14 protein-coding genes are annotated in these 15,285 nt (G+C 41.6%); all 14 read left to right on the forward strand.

All coding sequences use genetic code 11. The features are described 5' to 3' along the window. Positions 1–74: 74 nt before the first annotated feature. The 14 genes from R8925_RS01845 to R8925_RS01910 all read left to right on the forward strand — a co-directional run bounded on the left by R8925_RS01845 (position 75) and on the right by R8925_RS01910 (position 15,273). Positions 75–1,013: an L-lactate dehydrogenase gene (locus tag R8925_RS01845; protein WP_430534355.1), complete on the forward strand. Its 939-nt coding sequence runs from the start codon at positions 75–77 to the stop codon at positions 1,011–1,013. A 191-nt stretch (positions 1,014–1,204) separates the two neighbouring features. Next, entirely contained in the window at positions 1,205–1,807 is a 603-nt protein-coding gene (ruvA, locus tag R8925_RS01850) for a Holliday junction branch migration protein RuvA (protein WP_036079740.1), read from the forward strand. Between the two features lie 16 nt (positions 1,808–1,823). Continuing rightward, positions 1,824–2,825, forward strand: coding sequence for a Holliday junction branch migration DNA helicase RuvB (gene ruvB / locus R8925_RS01855; RefSeq protein ID WP_036069324.1), 1,002 nt, complete (start codon positions 1,824–1,826; stop codon positions 2,823–2,825). Positions 2,826–2,839: 14 nt separating this feature from the next. Beyond that, positions 2,840–3,871: a tRNA preQ1(34) S-adenosylmethionine ribosyltransferase-isomerase QueA gene (gene queA, locus R8925_RS01860; protein WP_430534229.1), complete on the forward strand. Its 1,032-nt coding sequence runs from the start codon at positions 2,840–2,842 to the stop codon at positions 3,869–3,871. Positions 3,872–3,958: 87 nt separating this feature from the next. Continuing rightward, positions 3,959–5,098 carry a tRNA guanosine(34) transglycosylase Tgt gene (tgt, locus tag R8925_RS01865; RefSeq protein ID WP_430534230.1) on the forward strand — a complete coding sequence of 380 codons (1,140 nt, stop codon included), beginning with the start codon at positions 3,959–3,961 and terminating at the stop codon, positions 5,096–5,098. 34 nt (positions 5,099–5,132) lie between these two features. After that, positions 5,133–5,459, forward strand: coding sequence for a preprotein translocase subunit YajC (gene yajC / locus R8925_RS01870; RefSeq protein WP_430534231.1), 327 nt, complete (start codon positions 5,133–5,135; stop codon positions 5,457–5,459). 242 nt (positions 5,460–5,701) lie between these two features. After that, positions 5,702–5,986, forward strand: coding sequence for a post-transcriptional regulator (locus R8925_RS01875; protein ID WP_430539393.1), 285 nt, complete (start codon positions 5,702–5,704; stop codon positions 5,984–5,986). A 70-nt stretch (positions 5,987–6,056) separates the two neighbouring features. After that, positions 6,057–8,318 carry a protein translocase subunit SecDF gene (secDF, locus tag R8925_RS01880; RefSeq protein ID WP_430534233.1) on the forward strand — a complete coding sequence of 754 codons (2,262 nt, stop codon included), beginning with the start codon at positions 6,057–6,059 and terminating at the stop codon, positions 8,316–8,318. Between the two features lie 131 nt (positions 8,319–8,449). Beyond that, positions 8,450–8,707 (forward strand): hypothetical protein, encoded by a 258-nt coding sequence (locus R8925_RS01885; RefSeq protein WP_430534234.1) that lies wholly within the window; start codon positions 8,450–8,452, stop codon positions 8,705–8,707. 87 nt (positions 8,708–8,794) lie between these two features. Continuing rightward, a complete protein-coding gene (locus R8925_RS01890) occupies positions 8,795–9,358 on the forward strand; it encodes a hypothetical protein (RefSeq protein ID WP_430534235.1) in 564 nt (187 codons plus the stop codon). A 49-nt stretch (positions 9,359–9,407) separates the two neighbouring features. Then, positions 9,408–9,737 (forward strand): LapA family protein, encoded by a 330-nt coding sequence (locus R8925_RS01895; protein WP_430534236.1) that lies wholly within the window; start codon positions 9,408–9,410, stop codon positions 9,735–9,737. 272 nt (positions 9,738–10,009) lie between these two features. Continuing rightward, a complete protein-coding gene (gene recJ, locus R8925_RS01900; RefSeq protein WP_430534237.1) occupies positions 10,010–12,373 on the forward strand; it encodes a single-stranded-DNA-specific exonuclease RecJ in 2,364 nt (787 codons plus the stop codon). Beyond that, entirely contained in the window at positions 12,370–12,891 is a 522-nt protein-coding gene (locus tag R8925_RS01905) for an adenine phosphoribosyltransferase (protein ID WP_430534238.1), read from the forward strand. The genes recJ and R8925_RS01905 overlap by 4 nt, the downstream gene beginning before the upstream one ends. A 162-nt stretch (positions 12,892–13,053) precedes the next feature. After that, the gene (locus R8925_RS01910; protein ID WP_185342469.1) at positions 13,054–15,273 is read left to right on the forward strand and encodes a RelA/SpoT family protein; all 2,220 of its coding nucleotides are present in this window, start codon (positions 13,054–13,056) and stop codon (positions 15,271–15,273) included. Positions 15,274–15,285: the final 12 nt, after the last annotated feature.

Below are 15,285 nucleotides of genomic sequence, written 5' to 3' on the forward strand. Positions count from 1 at the left end.
AATTAATTACTTTCATTTCGCCTTGTTTCTGTGTAAAATGGGAGCAAGAATTGGGTTAGGAAGGAATGATTGTGATGAAGCCAAGAAAAGTAATGATCATTGGTGCTGGTAATGTTGGCTCGGCTGCGGCACACGCTTTTGTGAATCAAAATATTTGTGAGGAATTGGTGCTTGTTGACTTAAATACGGAGCGTGTTGAGGGCCATCGCAAGGATTTAGCGGATGCGGCGGCTTTTACACATGGTATGATGAAGATTAGTGTTCGTGAGGCAAAAGAGTGTCAGGATATTGATATTGCGGTGATAACGGTGACAGCTGGGGCATTGAAAGAAGGTCAAACGCGTTTGGATGAGCTAAAAAGTACCTCACGTATTATCGCGAATATTGTTCCAGAAATGATGGCGAACGGTTTTGAGGGGATTTTCTTAGTAGCAGCGAATCCAGTTGATATTATTACGTATCAAGTGTGGCAACTGTCTGGGCTGCCGCGTCATCGGGTGATTGGTACAGGTGTTTGGCTCGATACGACGAGGTTGCGACGGTTGCTATCAGAGCAGTTGGATGTAGCACCGCAAAGTATTGATGCTTTTGTGCTCGGGGAACATGGCGATTCGCAGTTTCCGGTTTGGTCACATTCGTCAGTTTACGGCAAGTCAATTAACGCCTATAGCAAAGAGAAATTTGGCACGGAATTTAATTTGAAAGAAATCGGTAATCGGGCAAGAGACACTGGTTTTGAAATATACCATCAAAAAGGATGCACGGAATATGGTATTGCAGGAACAATTGTGGAAATTTGTCGCAATATTTTTAGCGGAAGTCATCGCGCTTTAGCGGTTTCTTGCGTTTTAGATGGGGAATATGGTAAACATGGTATTGCAATCGGTGTTCCAGCAGTTTTGGCGCAGGATGGCGTGAAGGAAATTATTGAATTGTCATTAAATGAGCTAGAACAAGGACAATTTGACGCATCCGCTACATTGATTGCGGAGAATATTACGCATTTAGGATGAAAAATGGCTTATATGTATCTTTTTCTGAAACTTGGGAGAGATCGTATAAGCTTTTTTATTTGTCTTCTTGTAATTACTTTAGCTTTTGGGCAACTCAAAAAATCAGGAAAGCTGTTTTTTATAGTACAAATGTTCTTTTTTATGCTATCATGGAGGGAGTGAATTTATTTTTAGATGGAGGGGCATTTTCTTTGTATGAATATATAAAAGGTACAGTGACGGATATTTCTCCGGAGTATATTGTGATTGAGACGGGTCACATTGGCTATCAAATTATTACTGGGAATCCTTTTTCTTTCTCGAGTTTGGAAGGGAAGGAAACAAAGGTTTATTTATATCAGCATGTGCGTGAGGATAATATTTCCTTGTTTGGTTTTCAGACGTCAGAAGAGCGCTATTTATTTAAAAAATTGCTTGGCGTGTCTGGAATTGGTCCCAAAAGTGCGTTGGCGATTATTGCTGCCGGCGACCCTGTGCCACTTATTTCGGCGATTGAGGCGGAAGATGATGTTTATTTGACGAAGTTTCCTAGTGTTGGGAAGAAGACGGCGCGTCAAATTATTCTGGATTTAAAAGGGAAGCTTGCCGATGTAGCAGCAGATCAAATTACGGTTCAGAAGGCGACGAAAGATATTTCTGACGGATTGCCGCCAGCGCTTGAGGAGGCTGTTTTGGCACTTGAAGCACTTGGTTACAGTACGCGCGAGTTGAAAAAAGTGCTGCCGAAATTGGAAAAAGAAGTGTTGACGAGCAATGATTACATTAAATTGGCGCTACAGCTCATGACGAAGTAAGGAAGGGGAATGTGATATGGAAGACCGCATCATTTCTGGTGAGAATGTAAGTCAAGAGGAAATTTCCTTCGAGAAAAGTCTCCGCCCACAGACCTTGGCGCAATATATTGGGCAAGAAAAAGTGAAGCATAATTTAGCGGTTTTTATTGAGGCCGCGAAACAACGGGAAGAGGCGCTGGATCATGTGCTTTTGTATGGGCCACCAGGGCTCGGCAAGACGACGTTAGCGATGGTGATTGCAAATGAAATGGGAACGGCAATGCGGACGACGAGCGGACCTGCGATTGAGCGACCTGGTGACTTGGCGACAATTTTGACAACGCTTGAGCCAGGAGATGTGTTGTTTATTGATGAGATTCATCGATTGAACCGTTCGATTGAAGAAATTTTGTATCCGGCGATGGAAGATTATTGTTTGGATATTGTGATTGGAACTGGTCCTACGGCGCGTTCGGTGCGTCTGGATTTACCACCGTTTACGTTGATTGGGGCGACTACGCGTGCGGGGCAATTATCGGCACCTTTACGTGATCGTTTTGGCGTGATTGATCATTTGGAATTTTATTCGGAAGAGCAGTTGACGGAGATTGTGACGCGGACGGCGGATATTCTGGATACGGAAGTGGAGAAATATGGCGCGGTCGAGATTGCAAGGCGTTCACGGGGAACACCTCGGATTGCAAATAGGCTATTGAAACGGGTGCGTGATTTTGCACAAGTTCGTAGTGATGGTTTGGTGACGGAAAGTTTGGCGCGCGAAGCATTGACGCTTTTGCAAGTAGATCCGCGAGGCTTGGATACAATTGATCAGCGGCTGCTTGCAACGATTATTGGATCGTTTCGTGGCGGGCCGGTTGGTTTGGATACCATTGCAGCGAGCATTGGTGAAGAGCGTGAAACAATTGAGGATATGCAGGAACCATATTTGTTGCAGATTGGCTTTTTGCAGCGTACGCCACGGGGGAGGCTTGTGACGGACGCCGCTTACGAGCATTTAGGTTTAACGAAAAGTGAATGAAAAGGTGTGTCGTAATGAGAGTAGAAGATTTTGATTTTGAATTACCAGAGGAATTAATCGCGCAGACGCCATTGCTTGATCGGACGTCAAGTCGCTTGATGTTATTGAATAAGGAAACAGGAGCAATAGAGGATAAACATTTTCCAGCTATTTTGGAGCATTTGCATGCGGGTGATGCGCTAGTTTTGAACGATACACGTGTACTACCAGCAAGACTTCACGGGGAAAAAGCGGAAACTGGTGCACATATTGAAGTTTTGTTGTTAAAACAGACAGAAAGCGATGCGTGGGAAACGCTTGTGAAGCCAGCAAAACGAATTAGAAAAGGGATGCGTATTCAGTTTGGTGATGGTGAGCTTTCGGCGGTCTGCTTGGAAGAACTAGAGCATGGCGGTCGTATTTTGCAGTTTGAATATAGCGGTATTTTCTATGAAATATTGGAGCGTTTGGGCGAAATGCCTTTGCCACCATATATTAAAGAGCAGTTAGCGGATCAAGACAGGTATCAGACTGTTTTTGCACGTGAAAATGGCTCAGCAGCAGCGCCAACAGCTGGATTGCACTTCACACAAGATTTGCTGGAACAGGTTCGTAAAAAAGGCGTGAAAGTTGTCTTTTTGACGCTCCATGTTGGATTGGGTACGTTCCGACCTGTAGATGTTGAGGATACAGCGAATCATAAAATGCACTCGGAATTTTACCGTCTGACAGCGGAGGCGGCAAAGGAATTACAAGACGTCAAAGCATCTGGTGGAAAAATTGTCGCGGTTGGGACAACTTCGATTCGAACGCTGGAAACGATTGCGACGAAATTTGATGGGAAATTGCAAGAAGACAGTGGCTGGACGGAAATATTTATATCCCCGGGCTACACATTTAAGGCGGTCGATGCGTTGATTACGAATTTTCATTTGCCGAAATCAACACTGATTATGCTTGTAAGTGCGCTTTCGGATCGGGGAAAAATTATGGCCGCCTATGAACATGCGGTTGCGCAGGAATATCGTTTCTTTAGTTTTGGCGATGCGATGTTTATTTATGCTTAATTTAACTTTTTGTTAGAAAAGGCTTGTTTTTCGGTGCTTTTTTAGATATGCTAAGGTTTGGATATAACAAATAGAAAGAGGTAGAAAATGGCTGCGATTACCTATGAACTAATAAAAACAGATAAGCAAACCGGTGCCCGTCTAGGCAAAATTCATACGCCGCACGGTTCTTTTGATACGCCTATGTTTATGCCAGTGGGGACGCTCGCAACGGTTAAGACAATGTCTCCAGAAGAACTAAAAGCGATGGGTTCGGGTATTATTTTGAGCAATACGTATCATTTGTGGTTACGTCCGGGTGAGGATTTGATTGAAGAAGCTGGTGGTCTTCATAAATTTATGAACTGGGATCAGGCGATTTTGACGGACTCAGGTGGTTATCAAGTGTTTAGCTTGAGCGATATGCGTGATATCAAGGAAGAAGGCGTGCACTTTCGCAATCATTTAAATGGTGATAAATTGTTCCTTTCTCCTGAAAAAGCGATTCAAGTTCAAAACTCGCTTGGAGCAGATATTATGATGTCGTTTGATGAGTGCCCACCATATCCGGCGACGCATGACTATATGAAAAAATCAATCGAGCGAACGTCTCGTTGGGCCGAACGTGGTTTAAAAGCGCATGCGCGTCCTCATGACCAAGGCCTTTTTGGAATTGTGCAAGGTGGTTCGTATAAAGATTTACGTGAGCAAAGTGCACGTGATTTGGTTTCGATGGATTTTCCAGGTTATTCGATAGGTGGATTGTCGGTTGGTGAGCCAAAAGATATTATGAATGAAGTATTGGAGTACACAACGCCTCTTTTACCAGCGAATAAACCACGTTATTTAATGGGAGTTGGGTCACCTGATGCACTCATTGATGGGGTCATTCGTGGTGTTGACATGTTTGATTGCGTACTTCCAACGCGTATTGCGAGAAATGGGACTTGTATGACAAGCAAAGGGCGTTTGGTCGTTCGAAATGCCAAGTTTGCGCGAGATTTCCGCCCAATTGATGAGAATTGTGATTGTTACACATGTAAAAATTACTCGCGTGCCTATATTCGTCACTTAATTCGTTGTGATGAAACATTTGGAATTAGATTAACTACTTATCATAATCTACATTTTCTGTTACACTTAATGGAGCAAGTTCGTGGTGCTATTATGAATGATCGACTTGCTGATTTCCGGGAAGAATTTTTTGAGCAGTATGGCCTCAATGGTCCGAATGCGAAAAATTTCTAATATAGAATAAAAATGAAAGGAGCTGAATAAAGATATGGCAATGTTAATACCGTTATTATTAATGATTGTATTGTTCTACTTCTTGCTTATTCGTCCACAACAAAAGCGTCAAAAAGAAGTGAATGCAATGCAAAGCGGTCTATCTAAAGGTGATAAAATCATTACTATCGGAGGATTGCACGGAACAGTTGTAGCAATTGAAGATGGTAATGTTGTACTTGATTGTGCGGGTAGCCAACTAACTTTTGATCGTAATGCAGTTCGTACTGTTTTAGCGAAATCAGATGCAGTTGAGGAAGAAGTAGTGGAAGCAGAAGTTGAAGAAGTAGCAACAACGGACGTAGAAGCTGAAAAAAAATAAGTTTTCTTTTTTGAAAAAACAAGCCGTGGATGAGAGTCCTTGCAGTGGCTTGTTTTTTCTTTTAGATAAGTGGGTATATAGGAATATCGTCAAATGCAGAAATGATTTTTCACTAAAAATACGTGTTTTTTTGAACCAGTTGAAAAGAAAGATTATCTTTTTCGAAGATTATGCTTCCCATTTACTTCATAATTAGATAAAATGAATCTATGTTGTTTGAAAAAGAAGGTGTGAGAATGAGAATGGGATCCGACAAAGAATGGTATGACCAGTTGGAAACGGCAATTTTAATTCGTGTGGAAGACTTTAAACTTATGGGTTACCGCGAAATTGAGGCAGAACATATTTGGTCTTTCTTGGTTGAAGTTGTTTGGAAGGATCAAGACGACCCGCGTTTGCATCAACGCATTCACGACATTTTACAAATGAAGATAGCATCATTAATGGACTTTATAACATTGGGACCACCAGAGGAAGCTGCGAAGGAAGAAATTTTATCGCAACTAACAGATGATGGTCAAGAGTAGCATTCTACATAGCGTAATGGCGCCTACAAAGGTGTCTGTTGTTAGTAGATGAGGGAGGAATTAGAAAGAAATGATAAAGAAAAGTAAGATAATTACATTTTTCCTGATCGTAGCAATTATTTTTGGAACAGTTATTTTAACTATGAAACCTGTTCTTGATAAAATTAATCTCGGTCTAGATTTGCAAGGTGGCTTCGAGGTTTTATACCAAGTTAAACCTGCTGACGGGAAAAGCAAAGTAACAGATGACGTCATGAAAGAAACTGTGGCAACACTTGATCAGCGTATTAATGCATTAGGTGTTAATGAGCCAATAATTACTATCGAGAGTGGTCACCGTATTCGTGTACAGCTCGCTGGTGTCACTGATCAAAATGAGGCACGTAAAATCCTTTCCACACAAGCAGTTTTGTCGTTCCGTGATGCTAACGATAAGCTGATGATGGATGGTAGTGACCTTGTACCAGGCAGCGCTAAAGCTGTCACAAATGATAAAAATCAAGCAATTGTTACACTAGAGCTTAAAGATAAGAATAAATTTGCTAACGTAACAAAAACAATTGCTGCCAAAGCGCCAGACAATCAATTAGTTATTTGGCTGGACTGGAAAGAGGGCTTGAAGTATAAGACAGAGCGTGTGAAAGAAAAGCCGGCATTCTTATCTGCTCCGAACGTAGATCGTGAGTTGGATACGAAGAAAGTTGAAATCTCTGGTAGCTTTACAATGGAGTCTGCGAAAGAATTAGCAAATCTATTGAACTCTGGTGCTCTTCCAGTTAAATTAACAGAAGTTTATTCTACATCTGTTGGGGCGCAGTTTGGCCAAGATGCACTAGCAGAAACAATCTTAGCCGGTATAATTGGTGTTGCTGCAATCTTTATCTTTATGATGGCTGTATACCGTTTGCCAGGTATTATCGCTTCTATTACGCTTGTAGCATATACGTATATTGTATTACTAGTTTTAGGATTATTGAATGCAACGCTTACTTTACCAGGTATCGCTGGATTAATTCTCGGTATCGGTATGGCAGTGGATGCGAATGTTATTACCTACGAGCGGATAAAGGAAGAACTCAAGGTTGGTAAATCAACAAAAACAGCATTCGATACAGGTGGGAAAGAGTCCTTCCGAGCGATTTTTGATGGGAATATTTCAACACTGATTGTTGCTGGAGTTCTTTTCTACTTTGGAACAAGCTCTATTAAAGGTTTCGCAACAGTTTTGATTATAAGTATCTTGGTAAGTTTCTTGACTGCTGTTTGGGGTTCAAGAGCACTTATGGGACTTCTAGTAAGTAGCAACGCGTTGAATAATAAACCAGGTTTGTTTGCAGTTCGTCGTAAAGATATTCATGATTTACATGAAGGTAAACAAACGTTCGACTTGAAAACGCATTTTGATAGATATGATTTTGTAAAACATCATCGTGCTTTCTTGACGACCTTTGCTGCTATTGTTGTTGTTGGTATCGTCATTTTATCAGTATTCAAGATGAATCTAGGTATCGATTTTGCAAGTGGTACGCGCGCAGAGGTAAGTTCGACAAGTGCGCTTACGGAGCAGCAAATTAGTAAAGACTTGAATGAAATTGATATGCCGTCTGATGATATCACGTTCCAGAATAATAATAAGACGGCGGTTATTAGCTATAAAGGTGCACTAACGCAAGATGAGGTTGCTAAGTTTAAAACGCACTTCACGAAAGCGTACGGCGAAGAACCTAATATTAGTACAGTAACGCCAACTGTTGGACAGGAACTTGCGAAAGACGGTCTGTGGGCGCTTGCTATTGCATCATTATTAATCGTTGTTTACATTGCCTTCCGATTCGAATTATCGATGGGTGTCGCGACAATCCTTTCGTTACTGTTTGACGCTTTTATGATTTTCATCTTCTTTAGTATTTTCCGACTTGAAGTTGATTTGACATTTATTGCGGCAGTGTTGACCGTTATTGGTTATTCCATCAATGATACAATCGTCACAGCAGACAGGATTCGGGATGTTTCCTACAAAATGGGACGTTTCAAAAAACCAGAGGATATTGCATTTGCGGTTAATCATGGTTTACGTCAAACGTTTATCCGTTCAATCAATACTATTTTGACAGTGTTGTTCACAGTTATTGCTTTGATTATCTTTGGTAATGAATCTATCTTGAACTTCTCAATTGCGCTATTAGTTGGATTAGTATCTAGTGTGTTCTCATCCATCTTCATGGCTATGCAATTGTGGTATGTATTCAAGAAACGTGAGTTGAAGAAAAAAGGGGTTATCCAAACACAGAAGAAGAAAAAACGTTCAAGAACGGACCAGCCAGTCGTATAATCTGTGATAAGCGGATTTTCGGCAAGACCTATAACATGTCTAATGCCGAATGTGTATCTTATCTGAGAAGTAAAATTCAGGTGAGGTAGGCATTCGGTTTTTTTATGTAATATAAGGAGTACGATGGGAACATGATTTGGCAGATAGTTTTAATAGCAATCGGTGTTGGCCTAGTTGTGCTCGGATTGTTTTATTCGAAGAGGTGGCATAATAATTGGCAAGACGGTAGTGGGCCTGATTTTGATGGTTGGGACTCATTTTTTATCTCCATTGTTTTTGGTGCTGTGATTCTTGTTTTAGGACTTTTACCGTGGTATGTCATGAAATCGATTTTGATTACCGGTGGTTTGACGCTGATTTACTGCGCGATTTGGGTATTTTCATTTTAGGAGGATTTTTATGCATACAAAAAGGCACGTGAAGAAATAGGAAGATCGCTCGTCCTCAGATGATTTGAAAGAAATGAGGAGATTTTGATGGACAGAGAGATTTTATGTCGAGTGTTGAAAAACGCAATGAAAGCACAGACGATTTTGTATATTTATAATGATGCGACGAATAAAGATGAGCGTTATGGTGGATTTGTACACTTGGTGACGAAGGATTATGTCATTATGCGAATAGTTTCTTTGCAGGCTAGAGCTTCGGGTTATTTGGTTGCTAGGCTCGATTTGATTTTTCGTGTCGATAACGGTGGACAGAGTGCTAGTCGAGCGGAGCGGTTGTATCAACTAAATCAGGAGCAGCATGGTGATTTTGCGGTAAGTACGTTTGGGAGTTTGCTAGTAAATGTGCTGACGTTAGCGATGCATCAAAAATTGGCGATTTCAGTGTATTTGGATCAGGATGATGAGCGCGAGCTGTTGAATGGCTATGTGCGCCATATTGCGAATGAGCATATCGTAATGGATGATTTGGATGATAACGCGGAGTCTTACGGTGAGGTTCATTTTGAGCTGCCAGCGGTGATAGATATTAAGTTTGATTCGCGTGATTTGCGGAACTTGGCACTGCTTTATGAACAGCCTAAATGGGATTAAACTCGTTATTTTGCGGGTATTTTGATAGAGAATAGAGGAGGTTTTTAGGATGAAAGGACAATGGCAAGTGATTGTTGGGATTGTATTGGCAATTATTATTGCAATTTTTGCGGTTGTGAATGTAGATTCTGTACAGGTAAGTTTCTTGTTTGCAAAAGTCGAGTGGCCACTTATTTTAGTTATTTTAGGTTCTGTTTTGTTTGGCGGACTGATTTTCTTCTGTTTAAATATCGTTCGAGTGAATGCGATGAAAAAACAGATTAAAACGCTAGAGAATGATAAAAAAGAATTAGAGCGTAAACTGGCTGCGGAAAAATCGCGTAAAGTGAAAGTTTCGGAGGTTGAAGTTCCGGAGAGCGCGCCAAAACCGACTGTTTAATGTATATTAAGAAGACCACCTAATCTTGGGTGGTTTCAGCGTGCCGACAAGCGCTCATTTTCGTCGTTAAAAACTCCGTTCCAGTGCTCACGTACTCTAGTACGCTCCGCGCTGGTACTCACTTTTGCCTAGAAACTAAGCATTTGTCGACACGCTGGAGTTTAGCAGGGAATCATGTGAAGTAGTTTTTCTACATTCTGAGACCACCTAATCTTGGGTGGTTTTTTTTATGTTTTTTGGGTATAATGAGTTAGGTTGAGGGGTGGTAAATCATGATTCATTCTAAATATAAATGGCAGATGGAGACAGCGGATAATGTGGCAATGCAACAAGTGGCTGATGAGCTGAAATGTTCGTTACCGATGGCAGAGTTGTTTGCGCGCCGCAAAGTCACGACTGCTGGTCAATTAGATAAATTTTTAAATCCGCATAAGTATGAGGCATATGATCCGTTTTTGTTTGCGGAGATGGACCTTGCAGTAGACCGTATTAAACAGGCAATCGATGCGCAGGAACAGATTCTTATTTACGGGGACTATGATGCGGATGGCGTGACGAGTGTGACTGTCTTGTTGAAAACGCTACGTCGACTTGGCGGGAATGTTGATTTCTATATTCCAAATAGGTTTTCGGAAGGCTATGGCCCGAATAAGGATGCTTTTACGCAGGCAAAAGATTCAGGTGTTGACTTGCTGATTACGGTGGATAATGGGATTTCGGCGCTGGATGTGATGGCGCATGCGAAGGAAATTGGACTGGATGTAATTGTAACCGATCACCATGAAGTGAAAGAAACGATGCCTGAGGCGGTTGCTGTGATTCATCCGCGTCATCCAGAGTCCAATTATCCTTTCCCTGATTTAGCGGGGGTTGGGGTCGCGTATAAGCTTGCTCACGCGTTGTTAGGTGAGGAGCCAGCAGACTTGCTAGATTTAGTAGCGATTGGGACGGTTGCAGATTTAGTTTCGTTGACGGATGAAAATCGATTATTTGTGCAAAAAGGACTGCGTATTTTGCGTGAAAATGCGAATTTAGGTGTGGCTGCTTTAGCAAAGTTAGCTAATGTGAAACTTTCTGAGGCGAATGAGGAGACCATTGGTTTCATAGTTGCACCACGTCTGAATGCAGTTGGACGTTTGGGGCCTGCTGACCCGGCGGCGGATTTGTTGCTAACCGAAGATTCCGAAGAGGCAGCATTTCTAGCAGAGGAAATTGATGATGCCAATAAGGAGCGGCAGGCGATTGTGGCAAAGATTTCAGAAGAAGCGATTGCGATGATTGAGGCAGAATTTCTTGGTGAGGGACATGAAGTACTCGTTATTGGAAAGGCGGGCTGGAATCCTGGCGTTGTTGGGATTGTGGCTTCGCGATTAGTGGATCGTTATGCACGACCGGTGATTGTGCTAGGCATTGATGACGTGACTGGTATTGCAAAAGGCTCTGGAAGGAGTATTGATGCGTTTCATTTATATCAAGCGCTAGATGCGAATCAGGAGCTTTTAAAGGCGTTTGGTGGTCATCCTATGGCAGCTGGTATGACACTCGATGTTGCGGATGTTGCGGCCTTACGTTCGAATTTATCGCGTTTGGCTCGTGAAACGTTGTCACCAGATGATTTTGTATCTATTTTGCGTGTGGAAGAGGCGATTCCAGTTGAGATGGTAACGATTGATTTCATCGCGCAGTTGAACAAATTGGCGCCGTTTGGTACGGATAATCCAAAACCAGTTTTTTCATTAAAAAGTGTTCATTTGAATGGCACGAAGCGCATTGGTGCAGATAAGAATCATTTGAAAACAGCTATTACGTCGGATTCTGGTGCTTCGATTGATGCGATTGGGTTTGGGACTGGTGAGCTTGTCGAGAAAATTTCTCCAATGGCAAAAGTGGATGTGGTTGGCGAATTATCGATTAATGAATGGAATAATATGCGTAAACCGCAACTTCGGATTGTTGATTTAAAAATAGGACATTGGCAGTTGTTCGATGTCAGAGGCCGCGCAGAATGGGATAGATTATTACAAACGAATGGTATGACGGACAAGGTGTTTGTATGCTTTCAAAACGGAACGCGTGAGAAATTACTGGCGACAAATGCGAATCTTGTTTGCACGCAAATTCAGTCAATAGATGATTGTATAGATGTGGCGGCAAAGGATTTGATTTTTGCGGATATGCCGGATGATGTAGGGTTATTGGAAAACTTAGTGACGAAAACGGAGGCAGATCGGATTTACTTGCATGTGGAGGCTAAAAATGGAAATGCGATTGTTTCAATGCCTAGCCGTCAACATTTTGCACAACTATATGCGGTGCTTAAGAAGCATCAGCCTTTCCCGCTTGCCCAAAACATGTCACGCCTTTGTAAGCAGTTTAGTTGGACAGATGATCAAGTTAATTTTATGTCGCGCGTGTTTTTTGATCTAAATTTTGCTACAATGGAAGATGGCGTGATTAGATTGACGGAAGTTGGAGAAAAACGTAATTTGGAGGACTCGGAAGTTTACAAAGCTCGGGTATCCCAAATGGCGCTGGAACAGAAATTACTCTACTCCAATTATAACGAACTGTATGATTGGATAGAGAAGCTGATGAATTCGAAGGGGAATTCAATTTTGGAGGAAACAATAAAATGAACTTAGAAGAATTAAGAAGTTATGTAGCGATAGTAAACGATTGGCCAAAAGAAGGTATTGTTTTTAAAGATATCACACCGTTGATGAGTCATGGTGAGGCGTATAAGTTTGCGACGGATCAAATTGTTGAATATGCAAAAAAAATGAATGTGGATGTTATTGTTGGACCCGAAGCGCGTGGTTTTATTATCGGATGTCCCGTTGCGTATTCGTTAGGAATTGGTTTTGCGCCAGTTCGCAAACCGAATAAGCTACCTCGTGAAACGGTTGATATGGAGTACGATTTGGAGTATGGCACGAATAAGCTGTCGATGCATAAAGATGCAATCAAGCCTGGACAACGCGTTCTTATCACTGATGATTTGTTGGCGACAGGTGGCACGATTGAAGCAACAATTAAGCTTGTTGAAGAACTTGGTGGCATTGTAGCTGGTTGTGCCTTTCTCATTGAATTAACAGAGCTTGAAGGTCATAAAAAATTAGAAGGTTACGACCGCCTCATTTTGATGAATTTCTAAAATGTTTGTCGAAAAACGTTTTTTCCGATTCTAGCAACAAAATTACTTTATGAGTCGTGCAAAACATGATATAATATCAAATAAGAATAATTTTAAAAAGCACTCATTCGTGAGTGCTTTTACATACTTATAGCTAGCGTGGATGAAAAGGGTGTGGGGACTATGGCTAAAGAACAAAATTTAACAGCGGATCAAGTAATTGAAATGGCTTCTCATTATATGAATGAGGAGCATCTTGCACTTGTCAAAAAAGCTTGTGACTATGCGCGTGAGGCGCACAAGGATCAATTCCGCAAATCGGGAGAACCTTATATTATTCATCCTATTCAGGTCGCAGGAATATTAGTGGAGCTAGAGATGGATCCAGCTACCGTTGCTTCTGGCTTTTTGCATGATGTTGTTGAGGATACATCGATTACTTTACAAGATTTAGAAGAGGCGTTTAGCCCAGAAGTTGCAATGATTGTGGATGGTGTAACGAAGCTCGGGAAAATTAAATACAAATCGCATGAGGAGCAACAGGCAGAGAATCACCGCAAAATGTTTATCGCTATGGCACAAGATATTCGCGTGATGCTCGTGAAATTGGCAGATCGATTGCATAATATGCGCACGCTAAAGCATCTTCCTGTCGAGAAACAGCGCCGTATTGCCAATGAGACGTTAGAAATTTTTGCGCCGATTGCTCATCGTTTGGGGATTTCTCGCGTGAAATGGGAATTGGAAGACACGGCTTTACGTTATTTGAATCCGCAACAATATTATCGTATTGTACATTTGATGAAGCAGAAGCGGGAAGAGCGTGAGCGTTATTTGCGTGATGTGATTGATGGCGTGAATGAGAATCTGGATGAATTGCATATTAAGGCAGATATTACTGGTCGTCCGAAACATATTTATTCCATTTATCGCAAAATGTCAGAGCAACACAAGCAATTTAACGAAATTTATGATTTGCTAGCGGTTCGGATTTTGGTTGATAGCATAAAGGATTGTTATGCTGTTTTAGGTGTTATTCATACACGTTGGAAACCGATGCCAGGACGTTTTAAAGACTATATTGCAATGCCGAAGTCAAATATGTATCAGTCGCTTCATACGACGGTGATTGGCCCGCAAGGCGAACCGTTAGAAGTACAAATTAGGACACTTGAAATGCACCAAATCGCGGAATATGGAGTCGCGGCACACTGGGCTTACAAAGAAGGAAAAGTCATTAATTCGAAAACGTCCTTTGACAATAAAATGAGCTGGTTCCGTGAAATCATTGAATACCAGAATGAGTCAGAGAATGCTGAAGAATTCATGGAATCGTTAAAACTTGATTTATTTACCGATGTTGTCTATGTCTTTACTCCAAAAGGAGACGTTTTCGAGCTACCAAATGGTTCTGTACCACTTGACTTTGCTTACCGAATCCATACCGAGATTGGTAACAAGACGATTGGCGCCAAAATCAACGGCAAAATTGTTACGCTGGATTATAAATTAAAAACAGGCGATATCATTGAAATTTTGACATCGAAACATTCGTATGGGCCAAGTCGTGATTGGTTGAAGCTGGTGCAGACATCGCAAGCGAAAAACAAGATTCGTCAGTTCTTCAAACGTCAAGCGAAGGAAGAAAACGTTGAAAAAGGTCGCGATATGGTAGAGAAGGAACTACGTCAGCTTGATTTTGAACCTAAGAAAGTGATGACGACAGAGAATATTAATAAACTTGCCGAACGTTTGAACTTTAGTCATGAAGATGATTTATTTGCAGCGGTTGGTTATAACGGAATTACGGCGCTTCAGGTGGCGAACCGTTTAACAGAGAAGGAACGTCGTGAGCGGGAACTTGAGGAGCAAACGGAGAAGTTATTAAATAAAGTGGAAGCGAAAGCGAAAAACCCGGCGGACAGTAATAATGAGAGACTTAAAATTAAGCATAACGCTGGTGTTGTTGTGCAAGGCGTTGGCAATCTGCTCATTCGTTTATCACGCTGTTGTAATCCGGTACCAGGAGATGAAATTGTTGGCTACATCACGAAGGGGCGCGGCATTTCAATTCATCGCAAAGATTGCCCGAATGTGACAGGCCCAGATACTGAACGATTGATTGATGTTGAGTGGGAAGACGCGGATATGACTGCTAAAACCGATTACAACGTTGATATCGAGGTGTTTGGCTATAATCGCAATGGTATGCTAAATGATATTTTACAAGTCGTAAACAGCCTGACAAGCAATATTAATGGTGTTAACGCGAAAGTAGATAATAACAAAATGGCGACGCTCGTATTAACGCTTCAAATTCATAATATTAATCATTTGCAACGGGTTGTCGACAAAATCAAGCAAGTTCCTGATGTCTATACAGTTAGACGTTTAATGAATTAAGACTGACTGGGG

Origin of the sequence: Listeria rocourtiae subsp. hofi (genome assembly GCF_963575615.1) — a bacterium.
Lineage (GTDB): Bacteria > Bacillota > Bacilli > Lactobacillales > Listeriaceae > Listeria_A > Listeria_A hofi.

Excerpts from the sequence above, each read along its gene's own strand:
- tgt (WP_430534230.1), top strand. The coding sequence starts at position 3,959 with ATGGCTGCGATTACCTATGAACTAATAAAAACAGATAAGCAAACCGGT.
- R8925_RS01910 (WP_185342469.1), top strand. The coding sequence starts at position 13,054 with ATGGCTAAAGAACAAAATTTAACAGCGGATCAAGTAATTGAAATGGCT.
- R8925_RS01895 (WP_430534236.1), top strand. The coding sequence starts at position 9,408 with ATGAAAGGACAATGGCAAGTGATTGTTGGGATTGTATTGGCAATTATT.
- R8925_RS01905 (WP_430534238.1), top strand. The coding sequence starts at position 12,370 with ATGAACTTAGAAGAATTAAGAAGTTATGTAGCGATAGTAAACGATTGG.
- secDF (WP_430534233.1), top strand. The coding sequence starts at position 6,057 with ATGATAAAGAAAAGTAAGATAATTACATTTTTCCTGATCGTAGCAATT.
- ruvB (WP_036069324.1), top strand. The coding sequence starts at position 1,824 with ATGGAAGACCGCATCATTTCTGGTGAGAATGTAAGTCAAGAGGAAATT.
- R8925_RS01845 (WP_430534355.1), top strand. The coding sequence starts at position 75 with ATGAAGCCAAGAAAAGTAATGATCATTGGTGCTGGTAATGTTGGCTCG.
- queA (WP_430534229.1), top strand. The coding sequence starts at position 2,840 with ATGAGAGTAGAAGATTTTGATTTTGAATTACCAGAGGAATTAATCGCG.
- R8925_RS01885 (WP_430534234.1), top strand. The coding sequence starts at position 8,450 with ATGATTTGGCAGATAGTTTTAATAGCAATCGGTGTTGGCCTAGTTGTG.
- recJ (WP_430534237.1), top strand. The coding sequence starts at position 10,010 with ATGATTCATTCTAAATATAAATGGCAGATGGAGACAGCGGATAATGTG.
- R8925_RS01890 (WP_430534235.1), top strand. The coding sequence starts at position 8,795 with ATGGACAGAGAGATTTTATGTCGAGTGTTGAAAAACGCAATGAAAGCA.
- R8925_RS01875 (WP_430539393.1), top strand. The coding sequence starts at position 5,702 with ATGGGATCCGACAAAGAATGGTATGACCAGTTGGAAACGGCAATTTTA.
- yajC (WP_430534231.1), top strand. The coding sequence starts at position 5,133 with ATGGCAATGTTAATACCGTTATTATTAATGATTGTATTGTTCTACTTC.